Source organism: Acidiphilium sp. MT5 (assembly GCF_054767495.1).
This window is the reverse complement of sequence record NZ_BAABMR010000002.1, coordinates 331421-344519: the sequence shown is the minus strand read 5'-3', so window position 1 is coordinate 344519 and position 13099 is coordinate 331421. Positions and strand designations below refer to the sequence as shown.

The following is a 13099-nucleotide window of genomic DNA, read 5'->3' as shown; positions in this document are numbered from 1 at the left end:
GCGGCCTACCAGCCCAACCCTGAGCGAAACAGCGTCATGACGCCATGTTCCCAAGCGGAAAATAAAATGGTGGCGGTCAGCGCGACCAGGGTAAGCCCGGCCAGAATTTGTAACGGCGCTGCGAGGTAAAATACTTGCAGTTGCGGCGCGGCGCGGGCCATCAGCCCCAAACCAGCCTGCAACATCAAGCCGATAATCAGGAACGGCGCGGCAAGCCCCACCGCCATGGCAAAACTTTCCTGCACACACGAAACAATAATATGCAAAGCGGCACCGGCAGACATCTCAATCCCGCCATGCAGCGCGGTGGCGGATAATCCAGGGGGAAAGGCGCTGTAAGAGTGAACCAAAGCGCGCAACGGCAGCACAAATAATGGGCTGCTGAGAACCAGCGCCGGGATGGCAATGTTAAAACCATCGGCCAGCACTGTCGATTGGGCGCCAATGGCGCTATCAGGCAGCAGAACGCTCGACAGACCAATCTGATACGAAATGAATTGGCCGGCGGTGGGCAAAGCCAGCACCAAAACCCGAGCGATCCAGCCAATACCGCCACCAATCAACGATTCCTTAGCCAGCATCAGCGTCGTCGCTATGTCATTCGCGCCCGGCGGCGGCAAGGCTGAGGCGGCCATCGGCCAGACTATGGCGCAAAGCGCGAGTGATAGCCCCACCCGTACCATCGGCGGAATCGGCGCTTCGCCAAAGCCGGGCATCAGCATCACGGCAGCGCTGACTCGGGCGAGCACCAGGGTAAATCCATACGCATCGGCGCTTAACGGGCTCATGATCCGCCGACCGTGATCATGGCCGCGAAAATATGCTGCGAAAACATGGTGAGAAGCCGTTGGGCGGTACCCGCCGTGATCAATAAAGCCGCCAATACAACAGCGATTTTAGGCAGGAATGAGAGGCTCGTTTCATTAATTTGGGTCACCGCTTGGATCAAGGAAACCAGAACGCCCACGGCCAGTGCGGCTAACAAAGGTGGCGCTGCAAGATGCACCGCGAGCATGATCGCTTGATGGAGGATCTGTGCGATCATGACGATCAGATCGGCATATTCATAATCGATTGATAGGCCGAAATCATCCGATCGCGGATGGCGACGCCGGTTTGCAGCGCTAATTGCGCTTGCGCAACAGCCGTGACCGCGCCGGTCAGGTCACCACCCTGGGTGAGCGCCGTCGTCGCCGTGGATTCGGCGGCAGCACTTTGATGCACTGTCTGGCTAATCATCGTGCCGATATAGTGGCCAAAGTTGGTGCTGGTTTGCGTATCCCCAGTCACACTGGCAGACCCAAGTGAAACCAGAGACGGTGAAGCGCCCGACAGGCTGACCGGGAGAACAGACATCAGAGCAGCCCCAACGTGCGCGACAGCATGCTGCGCGATGCATTCATCGCGGCAAGATCCGCGTTATAAGCGCGCTCGGCTTGCTGCATATCCATCAATTCAACAAAGCTGTTTACGTTGGGCATTTTAACATAACCCTGCTTGTTCGCCGCCGGATTGGATGGATCATATTTCAGGGGGAACGGCGCTTGATCGTGGCCGATCTGGCTAACAGCGACCATCTTGACACCGGTTGCGCTATTCATCCGATCGGCAAAACTGACCGTCTGTCGGCGATACGGGTTACTGCCGGGACTGGACCCCGTGCTTTGCACATTGGCAAGATTTTGCGCGATGATTTGCAAGCGCGTGCCCTCAGCCGTCAGGCCGGCGGCGGAGATGTTCAATGTGGTTCCAAAATTCATGATTTCTCTCATCGATTGGCTCAGTGTTGCCCGCTTGGTTTGCGACGTTAACGCCATTTTTCCCCGATCTCGGGCTCCGATCTCGGGCTCCGATCTCGGGGGGCCGGTCTCAGGGGCGCGATTTCACGGCGGATGTGCGGGCCGCATTACAGCGAGGCACCAAGGGCCGAACGAAACATGCCGAGATAGGATTTATAGAGATTAACGGCATATTGTTGATTAAGCTGCACATGGGCCATGGCGGCGAGTTGCTGATCCAGCGACACCGCGTTGCCATCCGGCGCGCGTGCCGCAACGCGCGATGTCGTCGCGACCGACGCAGCGGTGTTCGGCGCCGGCAAATCGCGCCCATCGGGAGCGGCGAGTTGCAGCGCGTTGAGCTTATTGATGGTCGCGCTGAACGGAACCGGTTGCGACGGGGTGTAACCCGGCGTGTCCAGATTGGCGAGATTTTGCGATAGCATCCGTTGAGCGCTGTTGAGATAGCTCAATTTTTGCACCGACAGGTCAAGCAGCGTGCTGGTCATGATGAACTCCGCGTTGTTCATCATGTGTTAGACCGAATTGATTAACAAACCCTCAACGAGATGCGGCGCGGAAAAATATTTTTGCGAATGACCGTTCCGTGCAGGTTTATTTACTCGGTTTTAAGAAAAAGCAGCAATTTATCGATGGCTTCGAGCTTAGTGAGGGATTCCAATGCCGCATATTCCGCAGCGAGGCGCTCAAGCGCCGCTTCAAAAATCTGCCGCTCCGAGAAGCTCTGATCGGGCTGCCCGGCATTGCGGTGCAAATCGCGCACCACCTCGGCGATGGCCATCGGATCACCCGAATTGATCTTGGCTTCATATTCCTGCGCGCGGCGCGACCACATCGTGCGCTTGATCCGCGCACGGCCTTTGAGGGTGACCAACACCTCGTCAAATTGTTTGCGGCTGGCCAGTTTGCGCAGCCCAGCGGTGCGGGCCTTGTTCACCGGCACCCGCAGAGTCATGCGGTTTTCATCGAACGTGATATGGATCAAATCAAGCTTATGGCCAGCAATTTCCTCCGGCGCGATGCGCTCAACCTTGCCAACGCCGTGGGTTGGATACACCACGAAATCACCCTCTTTGAAATTCTCCGCTTTCGCGATGGCGCGCTGCGGCAACACCGGGCGCGGGCCCGGCGGCGGGATCGATGAGCGTTCAGCAATCTCTGCCTGGCTCGGCGCCGCCTCGGCCATCGGGGCTGCTTGGCTCGGCGCGGTGACCGGCGCCGGAGCTTCGGCACTCTCCGGCGATACCGGTTTAACGGCGGCGTTTACGCGGCTGGACATGGGGGAAGGGGAGCCTTTTTCGGATGTCGTCGATGATGTCGCGCCTGCGGGTTTCGCCTTGGCGGATTTGGCGGGCTTCGGGGCGGGTTGGGTAACTGCTGCCGCTTTCGCCTTTTCGGCGGCGCGCGCGGCCACAGCTTCTTTGGATCGTGAGGGTCGGGCTTTGCGCGCAGCGGGTTGCGTTGAATCTGAACGGGCACCGTCCAAGGCCGGCGCCGTCACATCCTGTTCTGTCATCTGCACACCTCCGGGGAAAGCGACAATCACGGCGAAAAACACCGAATTGCCTATCGATCACCATGGGCTAGTATCACAAAAACGCGCTGGGGTGAACCGCGCCGAGCAGATTGCGGCTAAGCGCCCGGTTCCGGCGAGAACAAATCAGCCTTACCCGGCTTATCTTTCCACTCATCCGCATCAGCAGGCGGGGTGCCCTTGCGCGTGATATTGGGCCAAACCGCTGAAAATTCACGGTTTTTTTCCAGCCAAGCGGTAGCCTTGCTGTCGGAATCCGGCACAATCGCCTCAATCGGGCATTCCGGCTCGCAAACACCACAATCGATGCACTCATCCGGATGAATCACCAGCATATTTTCGCCGACATAAAAGCAATCCACCGGACAGACTTCAACGCAATCCATATATTTGCACTTGATGCAATTTTCGGTGACCACATAGGTCATCGCAGACTCCCAGAGGTAGGTTACGGCCGACAAAATGGCCCTGAACACGCTGAGCGGGATATGCCCCCGACTTGGCCATCGCGCAAGCAGCCCGCAGGCGGCTTATTCGACATAGTCGATATAAAGTGTTTGCGCGAGGCTCGCCGGGCCGCGCTTGGCAATAATGCCCCGCACCTCAATAACGCGCACGCTTGGATGCGGCCCATGCGCCTGGGCAATGGTCAGAAAATCGCCAAGCCGTACGCGGGCATGAGGCTTTTCAGTGACTTGCCGGTTGATCCGCACGCAGCCATCCATCACCAAGGCGGCGGCCAGGCGCCGGGTTTTCACAAACCGCGCATTCACCAGCCATTGATCGAGGCGCTGGGTGGCGAGCGCTGCATCCGATGGCAAGGGCATGGCGGCGCGCGATCAGCGATGGGCGCGCCGCCAGGTCGCGAGGGCAGCGAATGGGTGGTCTGCGTTGATCGGCACCGCCGGCTCCAGCATCGCCGCCCGTTTCACCACGCGCGCCGCGCTGCGGCCCGGCTGTTTTTGGCTCGGCACCCGAATCCGCGCCGGCATCGGCGGGCCGAATTGGGCGCAGTCCAATAGTTCGGGCGGATAATAGCGAAAACCGAGCGCCGGCAGGGCGGTTGGCAAATCGACGATCGAGAGGCCCAAGGGCTGCGCGATCTCGGTGGGATTAACAAAACCCGCGCCCCGCGCCGCCCGATGCAAGCGCTGGGCCGCCCGCTCGGCCATATCCAGCCGGATCGCTTTGTTGCCCGCTTCAACCCAACCCAGCGCTGCGGCAAAACCTTGGGGCCATGGTGGCAGCGGCACGGCGATCAAGCCTGGCTGGGGCAGGGTTTGCTTTGGCACTTGATGCCACAGCACCCACAGCAACGCCCGCAAGCGGGTTGGCTTGGGTTTCAGCAGGCCGGGCAGATAAACAGCGTAACGGCCATGATGCAGCGCAAGACGCGGCGCCCGCCCCCGCCCGGCGGACGCTTTGCCGCCAACATCACGCGCTGCACCCGCCTCCGCCGGAGCCGGGCTTGGTTCCGGCGCGATCACGCCGCCATTTTCCATCAGCCGATGGATCAACCCGCGCCAAGCAGGCGAGTCGGCGGCCTTCGCGGCGGCAAACAGCGGCGCCAGTTCCGTTTGAATATGCTGCGTGATGAACCGCGCCAGCCGCGCGCGCACCGCTTCGCGCCGCACCCCATCCAGAAACTCCGAGTCGGTCACCTCAATCGCCGGCGTCAGCAGCGCAGCCCCCCGCCGCAGCCGGGCGATTTCAGCGCCCTGCCACAAAATCACGCCATCATCGCGCAGCATAAAATCAGGGTCCGGCGCCGCACTGATCATGGCAACGCGGCGCGGAAATTCACCAATCAGCGCCCGGCGGGCGGCGCGCAAAACCAAGCGCGCATCCGCCCCGCTGATCGTCGCCTCCGGCTCAAAGCCCAGCCCCACCACGCGGCCAACCATGTGCCCCTCGACCAACACATCGCCGGTGCGGGTCACCGCGGAAAACAACGCCGGATCACCGCCCTCGGCCAGGCTGCGGGTCAGCTTGGCCGCCCGGCGATCCACAAACCGCGCCATCAATTTCTCATGCAGCGCATCGGACAGTAAATCTTCGGCGTCGCGCGCCCGCGTCTGCCAAACCAAGGCATTGCTCACCCAATCCGCCCGCGCCACAATATAGGACCAGATGCGCACCTCCGCGAGGCGCTGCATCAAACTATCAATATCACCATCAATCCGGCCCAGCCCGGCAATCTGCGCGGCAATGAATGATTCCGGCAGCCGATCCGCCTCGCGCAGCAGCAAATAAATGCGCGCACAAAGCCGCGCATGCGCATCGGTCGCGAGTTTGCGAAAATCAGGGATTTGGCAAACCTCCCACAGCAGCCGCACCGCACTCCGGCTCTGGGTCGCCGCCCGAATCGCCGTATCGCCGGAGAGCGTGGCGAGCGTCTGCTGGTCCGACGCATCATGCCCCCGCGCCAAACCAATCCGGTCCGGTGCGGCGGCCAGGCTAAGCAACAGCGCATCGATCGAGCTGAAATCGAGCGTCGCATTCCGCCAAGCAAGCTGTTCAATCGGCTCGAAACTATGATTTTCCACCGCGCTGACAATATCATCAGTCAACAGGCCGCACCGGCCCGTGGTGCCAAAACTGCCATCACGCATGCCACGGCCGGCACGCCCCGCAATCTGCCCAATCTCCGCCGCCATCAACGGGCGCGGGCGATGACCATCAAACTTGCTCAGCCCCGCAAACGCCACATGATCGACATCCATATTCAGCCCCATGCCAATGGCATCGGTGGCGACCAGGAAATCAACCTCTTTCTCCTGATACAGCGCCACTTGGGCGTTGCGCGTGCGCGGGCTGAGCCGCCCCATCACCACCGCACAGCCCCCCCGGCGCGAGCGCACAGCCTCGGCAATGGCATAGACTTCAGCCGCCGAAAACGCGACAATCGCACTGCGCGGGGGCAACCGCGAGAGTTTCAACGGACCGCTATAGGTAAGCTGGGACAAGCGCGGTCGCGTCTCAATCTCGGCTTCCGGCACCAACCGCTTGAGCAATTTGCGCATGGTCTCCGCGCCAAGAAACATGGTCTCAACCATGCCGCGCGCATGCAGCAAACGATCGGTAAACACATGCCCCCGATCCGGGTCCGCGCAGAGCTGAATTTCATCAACCGCCAGAAACTCAACCTTGCGATCCAGCGGCATGGCTTCCACCGTACAGGAAAACCAGCGCGCATCGGGCGGCACAATTTTTTCCTCGCCGGTGATCAACGCGACATAACGCGCCCCTTTGCGGGCCACCATCCGGTCATAATTCTCGCGGGCCAGCAAACGCAGCGGAAAGCCGATAATGCCCGAGGCATGGCCCAGCAGGCGTTCGATCGCGAGATGCGTCTTGCCCGTGTTGGTGGGGCCGAGCACCGCCTTCACACGCGGGGCGAATCCAGACATGCTCATACTGTTGGCGCGATCGCCCAGCATTGCAAGCGACAATTTGATTGCCTATTTGCGGTGAGAATGATCGAATTTATGGAGAAAATGTCATGAGTGATGCCATCGAAACTGATCGCCCGTTTGACGCGGAAGTGGGTCGTTTGCTCGATTTGGTGGTGCATTCGTTATACTCGGATCGAGAAATTTTCCTGCGCGAGCTGGTCGCGAACGCCGCCGATGCGATCGATCGCCGCCGCTTCCTCGCTTTGTCCGATGAAAGCCTAGCACTCCCGAGCGAGGCCGGCATTCGCATCCGCACGGACCATGCCGCCCGCATTTTGACCATCAGCGATGACGGACTTGGCATGAGCGAAGAGGATTTGGCGAGCCATCTCGGCACCATCGCCCGCTCAGGCACCCGCGCCTTCACCGAAACCTTGGCAGACGCCAAGCCCGAAGAACGGCCCAGCTTGATCGGCCAGTTCGGCGTGGGATTCTACTCCGCTTTCATGGTGGCGGATCGGGTCGAGGTGATATCCCGCCGCGCCGGCAGCGATGCCGCATATTGCTGGAGTTCCGATGGGCGCGGCGGCTACCGGATCACCCCGGCCACGCGCGACGCAGCGGGCACCGACATTACCCTCCATATCAAATCCGACGCCACCGAGTTTCTCGATGCGCACCGGCTGGACACCATCATTCGCAAATGGGCCGACCATGTCTCGGTGCCGATTTCCATCGAGCGCGATGGCAAATTTGTCGCCGCCAATGAAGGTGCCGCCCTCTGGCGCAAAGCCAAGGCCGATGTCACCGAGGCCGATTACGAGGATTTTTACCGCCATCTCGGCCATATGTTCGACAAACCTTGGGCCACCATTCACTGGCGCGCCGAGGGGGCGGTTGATTTCGCGGCCCTGCTGTTCATCCCCGGCGCCTCGCCGTTCCAAGCGACGGCGGAGGATCGCGATAGCCATCTGCGCCTGCATGTCCGGCGGATGTTCATCACTGATCGCGCCCAATTATTGCCGTCCTGGCTGCGCTTTATCGAGGGGGTGGTCGATACCGAAGATTTGCCGCTGAATGTCTCGCGCGAAATGTTGCAGGCAACCCCCGTCCTCGCGCGCATCCGCAAAGCCCTGGTCAACCGGGTGATCACCGAGTTGAAAAGCCGCGCCAAGGATGAGGCGTCGTATGCCAGCTTCATCGGCCAATGGGGGGCGGTGCTGAAGGAAGGCATTTATGACGATGCCGATCATCGCACCGATATTGCCGGCCTCGCGCGCTTCCGCTCAACCCGCAACGCCGAACTAACCTCGCTTGACGCCTATGTGGAGCGCATGGCCGAGGGGCAGAGCGCGATCTATTACCTCACCGGCGAGGATCAGGAGCGTTTGGCCGCCTCGCCGCTGCTGGAAGGCATGCGCGCCAAGGGCTTTGAAGTCTTGTTGCTCGCCGACCCAATCGATCATTTTTGGCCCGAGCGCCTCGGCAGCTATCAGGATAAAAAATTGCTGCATGTCGCCAAAGCCACCGATTTGTTCGAGGCCGCAACGGTCGATCCTGCGGTAACCGATTTAGCCGCCGCGCTGAAAGCAGCGCTGGGGGAGGCCGTGTCGGACGTGCGCTGCTCAGCCCGGCTGACCGACAGCCCCGCCGCCCTCGCCGCCGATGCCCAGGGGCCGGATCTCGCCATGCAGCGCATGATGCGCCGCGCCGGGCGTCCGGTGTTCGCCGGCCCGCCCGCGCTCGAAATCAACCCGGCCCATAGCTTGATCCTCGCCTTGGCGCAGCGCCACCAAGCCGGCGAAGACCTCGCAGAATGGGCCGCCTTGCTGCTCGATCTGGCGCGGATCGGCGATGGTGAACCCCCCGCCGACGCCGCACGCTTCACCCGCTTCGTCGCAGCACATGTCGCCGCACAAGTCGCCCCGCAAGTCGCCCCACAAGTCGGGGGCGCCTCATAACGCCTCGATATTTATCGGAGCAAACGAACGATATATTAACAAATTTGCTGTTTCATCCGCTCCGATCAAACGGAGCCGCCGACATGCAAATCTCTGGTCTATCCGCGCCGCCACCCAGCGCGTCATTCGCCGCTTCGCGCTTGGTGGTCACGGCGGGCCTGCGCGGCAGCGGCTCGACCTGGGTGTTCAATATCGTGCGTGAATTATTAATCGCCACATGCAGCGAAGCCAACGTGCTGGGGGTGTTTGCCGAGCATCGCGGCGAATTGCCCAGCGCAGCCCTCATGGCGGGCCGCGCTGTGGTGATCAAATCGCATAGCGGTAACAGGCTGTTTGATGATGCGCTGATCGCCGCACAGGCCGATTACATTCTCAGCATCCGCGATCCGCGCGATGCCGCAATTTCAGTGCATCAACGCTTCGGATACCCAATCGAAGCCGCCGTCATTTTGGTGCTCAATGATTGCCGCCGATTAGCCCGGCTGGTCGCCCAAGGTTATTTGACCCTGCGCTATGAAGATCGGTTTTTCGATGACCCGCAAACAATCGAGCAAATCGCCACCCGCCTCGGCCTCACCGTCAGCGCGCCGATCATGGCAACCATCGCCCAACGCTACGCCAGCGCCGCCATCCAATCATTCGCCAGCACGTTAGCCAACCTGCCCGCTGAGCGAGTCCAAATCACCGGCAATGATCACTATGATCGCGTGACCCAGATCCATCGCTCCCATATCGGCGACATGCGCAGCGGCAAATGGCGCGACTGGCCCGCCACCGACCAAGCGCACCTAACAACATTATTCATGCCCTTCCTGGACCAATTTAACATCGCCGCCTAATCATTTTCCCCTTTCGCACCCACCCCCGCCTATGCCATGTTAGCGAAATGGAGCAGGCCACTAACCCCCTCGCACAGAGTCTCGCCGACCGCTTCACCGCGATCGCACACATGCTCCGCAAAACCCTCGGCGCCCCCGACTACGCCCGCTTTAATCTTTCGCTCAAGTGGGCCGTCTGGCACCGTATTTCGCTCCTCGCCCGCCGTTTTCGTTCTCTCTCCTGCAATCCCCGCCCCATCCGCGAACGGAAACCGCAGCCCAAAGCTCAAACCGCGCCCGAACCCGCAGAAGCACCAGCGCCACCCCCTCAAACCGGCGCAAAAAGGAGCGAATTGCCGGGGCAAAAAGGCTGGCTGCTGCAAACCTTCCCCGGCCACCACATCCCCTATGTGCGCGGGCACCTGATCCGCTTCCTCGAAGACCCTGACTTGTCGCTCCTCCACGGCGAAAACCCAAGCATAGGCCGAGTGCTACGCCCGATCTGCCGCATGCTCGCGATTCCGCTCCCCGATTATCTCAAATTACCGCGTAAACCGCGCCCACCCAGTCTCAAACCGGAGCAAAAACCGGCGCGCAAACCAGCGCGGCGGAGCGAAAAACCAGAGCCGTCATTCTACGACTACATGCTGGCAAAATACCCTCCTGCTCCGCCACGCCCCACTCTGCCCGGCCATATTTACGCACCCCCCGCCCGCGCGAAAATCAACTTCGAGCGCTAGGCGCGAAATTGCGCCTAAATCGTTCCGGAGTAGAAACAAAAAGAGCAAAAGGAGCAAAAAAACGCAAAAATGCCAAGCGCAAGCTGCGCCTCAGCCTGGCCGAGGACATCAATGCCCATGCAGAATAAACCGGCGAAAAATGGTGCCGACACCCGGGATTGAACCGGGGGCCTACTGATTACGAATGAACAGATTGGATACGTAAAAATTGTTGTAAGACAATAAGTTAACCATATAGGGGCTAGTTTTTACGGGTAATTGGGTTTCAGAAGGGTTTCAGCTTGTGGTTGAGGAACGTCGGGGACGATAATGACGTTGTAAGGTTTTTCTTGAAGAACGCCTATGGCAGACCAGTTGGGTCGCCGTATCGCCTTGAATGACGGTCTCGATGAGGGCTGGAGGAAGGGTGCTGGATGCGATCAGGTGGGGGCGGTTATAGCCGACAGCGGCAATTGCCGCGTTACCGACGTTGCCAATGCGTAACCCCCCTGGTGCTGGTCACGATACTCCTCCCAAAGCACCTGCAGATTGACCCCAGGTCGCTTCAGTTCGCAGACCAGTTCGTCCCAGGCCGGCTCGGCACGGCGCCGAACCCCCTGCTTGTAGCCACTGCGGGCAAAAAGGCGCTCTTCAATCGCCGCATCGCTCAGCTTGGCTGGCACCGGCCATGCCAACCCAGCCTCCTGTGCTCGCTTCAGGTTGTCCTGGATCGTGCTGCGCGCCACACCCAGCATCCGCCCAATCTCGCGCGCGCTAATGCCGTCACCGGCAAGCCGTAACATTTGTCATATCTGCCGCATCGTCAGCTCTCTCCTGGCCGGCATCCAATCCTCCTCGTGGTTGATCACGACAGAACAGATGCCTGAGTTGCTGACCCAGCCGAATAACGCTCAAAACATTACCCACGTGGCCGGAATGAAATCGGAATGCCGGCCGGCTTCAAATCGGAATGGTGGCCGACATCACATCGGAATAGGTGGCCGACATCAATCGGAATTCGCACCAAGGCCGACTGGCAGCGTTTATCGGCTGGTTCCGGTACCAAGGGGCCATGTCTGCAGGATTGGTGCTACGTTGAACTTGCAGATCTTGAAGACGAAACCGAGGGCGATGCAAATCAGGCACAATGGACGCGGGGTCTGCTGGTCCGCCGTCACATTGCGGATGGTGAACTGACCTTCTTTTCAACCTGGTGCAAGGTGGGGACCACGATCGAAACCCTGGTCACCGTTGAGGGTCATCGCTGGGCCATCGAACGCAGTTTCCAAACCGCCAAAAACGAACTTGGGCTCGACCATAACGAAACCCGGTCCTGGCACGGATGGTATCGTCACGTGTCTCTGGTAATGCTGGCATATGCGATGATGGCGGCCGTCCGGCTGCAGGCCAATCAGTCCCCACCAAAAAAAACGATGCAACACCCTGCAAGACGTCACCCGGACTTATCCGTTGGTCAATCCAAGAAATCAAGCGGATCGCAAACCGGTTCGCGCAAAAACGTATCCGACCTGCCTTCGTTATAGCTTGGTCGCTGTGGCGACGAACTCATCAAGCAATCGCTCAACAGGCACACTTAAAATCTAAAATGCAACTGTAATGTTAGTTGTCGCAGCACTTCGAACAGGATATTAATCCTAGCTTTTTGGCCAATCAAACGAGCACGCGTAGTTGAGCAATGCTAAGTCACGGCCGTGGCCCGCAATTAGGGATAGACCAATGGGGGCGCCATCAAGTTGGGCAACCGGTATTGTCAGTTCCGGCAGGCCGGCAAAAGCAGAGAGAATACCGACGCGGATCGTGCGGGTTCGCACATCCTCTAAATACGGTTGGTCGGCAATAAGTGGTGGTGCGGGACAGGGCGATGTGGGCAACACCAAAATCGCGCCGCCATTCAGCAGGGATGTCATTCTTGCAGTGAAGGCGCGGCGAAGCAAAAGCCCGGCTTCGGCAGCTTCGGCGGTGGCGGCTTTGGTGCCGATAAAACGGTCTTTGATGAGCGGTTCCAATGTTTCTGTTGATTCAACAAAACTGCCGAGCGTGGACCATGTTTCGCGATCACGCACGGCGCGTTGAGCAGCAAAGAGCACGTCCAACCCTTCTGGTGCTGGATCGATGACTGGTATCGGCCCGAATGGGCGGAGCACCGCGTTGATCGCATCGCGGACACCGGGATCGGCATTCGTAAATGCTGGGCCGACTTTAAGTAGGTTCGCAGATAGAGGCTGGCCCGGTGGCAGTAGGGCTGTGCCAACCCGTGCCATTGTCATCGCGTCGCGGGCAAACCAACCCGGAGTATCAAAGCTTGGCGCCAAAGCCGCAGCACCAGCTAAGCTAACCAAGCCCTGGGTAGGTCGTAATCCGTAAAGTCCGCAATAGCTGGCAGGAATTCGCACCGACCCGCCAGTATCCGACCCTATCCCCACATCGGCTCGGCCACTTGCAACCATCGTTGCCGATCCACTCGAAGAGCCGCCAGGCAAGCGATCTGGAGCCGCAGGATTGATCGGCGTCCCATAGTGGATATTCCGCCCCTCAATACCGAAAGCAAGCTCTACAGTCGTGGTCTTGCCGGTGATCGTTGCCCCCGCATCAAGCAGACGCTGCACAATCCAGGCATGGGATGTGGCCTTGCCGCGGCGCCGACCCCACTCAGGATTGCCAAATGCCGTAACCTCGCCCGCGACATCGAACAGATCCTTAACCACGACGTTGAGTCCTGCGAGCGGCCCATTTGGGGTGCCCTTGATCTGGAGCGTCTTGATCAAACCGTAGCCGACATTTTCAGCTAGATCGGCACGTTCGTTCATTTGGCACCCGGGTTAAAAATCAATGGACCACGTCCCGCTTTGAGG

General features: G+C 59.9%; 14 protein-coding genes and 1 pseudogene. 4 read left to right on the top strand and 11 right to left on the bottom strand.

Going from position 1 to position 13099, the window contains the following annotated elements:
• Nucleotides 1-5: 5 nt before the first annotated feature.
• From ACYUCQ_RS03750 to ACYUCQ_RS03710, 9 genes are all read right to left on the bottom strand, one after another.
• On the bottom strand, nucleotides 6-788 hold the full coding sequence (locus ACYUCQ_RS03750; RefSeq protein ID WP_460253161.1) for a flagellar biosynthetic protein FliR: 783 nt from the start codon (nucleotides 786-788) through the stop codon (nucleotides 6-8).
• Nucleotides 785-1045 carry a flagellar biosynthetic protein FliQ gene (locus ACYUCQ_RS03745; protein WP_460253160.1) on the bottom strand — a complete coding sequence of 87 codons (261 nt, stop codon included), beginning with the start codon at nucleotides 1043-1045 and terminating at the stop codon, nucleotides 785-787. The genes ACYUCQ_RS03750 and ACYUCQ_RS03745 overlap by 4 nt, the downstream gene beginning before the upstream one ends.
• Before the next feature lie 5 nt (nucleotides 1046-1050).
• On the bottom strand, nucleotides 1051-1356 hold the full coding sequence (locus ACYUCQ_RS03740) for a flagellar hook-basal body complex protein FliE (protein ID WP_460253159.1): 306 nt from the start codon (nucleotides 1354-1356) through the stop codon (nucleotides 1051-1053).
• Nucleotides 1356-1760, bottom strand: a complete 405-nt coding sequence (gene flgC, locus ACYUCQ_RS03735) for a flagellar basal body rod protein FlgC (protein WP_460253158.1) — start codon at nucleotides 1758-1760, stop codon at nucleotides 1356-1358. The genes ACYUCQ_RS03740 and flgC overlap by 1 nt, the downstream gene beginning before the upstream one ends.
• A gap of 146 nt (nucleotides 1761-1906) precedes the next feature.
• The gene (locus ACYUCQ_RS03730) at nucleotides 1907-2287 is read right to left on the bottom strand and encodes a flagellar basal body rod protein FlgB (RefSeq protein ID WP_460253157.1); all 381 of its coding nucleotides are present in this window, start codon (nucleotides 2285-2287) and stop codon (nucleotides 1907-1909) included.
• A gap of 110 nt (nucleotides 2288-2397) precedes the next feature.
• Entirely contained in the window at nucleotides 2398-3078 is a 681-nt protein-coding gene (locus ACYUCQ_RS03725) for a CarD family transcriptional regulator (RefSeq protein WP_460253156.1), read from the bottom strand.
• A 353-nt stretch (nucleotides 3079-3431) separates the two neighbouring features.
• A complete protein-coding gene (gene fdxA / locus ACYUCQ_RS03720) occupies nucleotides 3432-3761 on the bottom strand; it encodes a ferredoxin FdxA (protein WP_460253155.1) in 330 nt (109 codons plus the stop codon).
• Between the two features lie 102 nt (nucleotides 3762-3863).
• Nucleotides 3864-4160, bottom strand: a complete 297-nt coding sequence (locus ACYUCQ_RS03715; RefSeq protein ID WP_460253154.1) for an RNA-binding S4 domain-containing protein — start codon at nucleotides 4158-4160, stop codon at nucleotides 3864-3866.
• 12 nt (nucleotides 4161-4172) lie between these two features.
• Nucleotides 4173-6743 (bottom strand): helicase-related protein, encoded by a 2571-nt coding sequence (locus ACYUCQ_RS03710; RefSeq protein ID WP_460253153.1) that lies wholly within the window; start codon nucleotides 6741-6743, stop codon nucleotides 4173-4175.
• 92 nt (nucleotides 6744-6835) lie between these two features.
• Here ACYUCQ_RS03710 and htpG point away from each other — a divergent pair, with 92 nt between their 5' ends.
• The 3 genes from htpG to ACYUCQ_RS03695 all read left to right on the top strand — a co-directional run bounded on the left by htpG (nucleotide 6836) and on the right by ACYUCQ_RS03695 (nucleotide 10247).
• Nucleotides 6836-8689 carry a molecular chaperone HtpG gene (gene htpG / locus ACYUCQ_RS03705; protein ID WP_460253152.1) on the top strand — a complete coding sequence of 618 codons (1854 nt, stop codon included), beginning with the start codon at nucleotides 6836-6838 and terminating at the stop codon, nucleotides 8687-8689.
• 83 nt (nucleotides 8690-8772) lie between these two features.
• Complete coding sequence (locus ACYUCQ_RS03700) at nucleotides 8773-9528, top strand: sulfotransferase family protein (protein ID WP_460253151.1); 756 nt, start codon at nucleotides 8773-8775, stop codon at nucleotides 9526-9528.
• 47 nt (nucleotides 9529-9575) lie between these two features.
• Nucleotides 9576-10247 carry a hypothetical protein gene (locus ACYUCQ_RS03695; RefSeq protein ID WP_460253150.1) on the top strand — a complete coding sequence of 224 codons (672 nt, stop codon included), beginning with the start codon at nucleotides 9576-9578 and terminating at the stop codon, nucleotides 10245-10247.
• Nucleotides 10248-10666: 419 nt separating this feature from the next.
• On the opposite strand, the gene ACYUCQ_RS03690 is transcribed toward ACYUCQ_RS03695, so the two are convergent.
• Complete coding sequence (locus ACYUCQ_RS03690) at nucleotides 10667-11029, bottom strand: helix-turn-helix domain-containing protein (RefSeq protein WP_460253149.1); 363 nt, start codon at nucleotides 11027-11029, stop codon at nucleotides 10667-10669.
• Nucleotides 11030-11260: 231 nt separating this feature from the next.
• Between ACYUCQ_RS03690 and ACYUCQ_RS03685 the strand changes: the two are divergent.
• Nucleotides 11261-11770: pseudogene (locus ACYUCQ_RS03685) on the top strand (transposase); the annotation flags it as partial.
• A gap of 111 nt (nucleotides 11771-11881) precedes the next feature.
• Here ACYUCQ_RS03685 and ACYUCQ_RS03680 read toward each other — a convergent pair.
• The gene (locus ACYUCQ_RS03680) at nucleotides 11882-13054 is read right to left on the bottom strand and encodes an amidase (RefSeq protein WP_460253148.1); all 1173 of its coding nucleotides are present in this window, start codon (nucleotides 13052-13054) and stop codon (nucleotides 11882-11884) included.
• Nucleotides 13055-13099 lie beyond the last annotated feature (45 nt).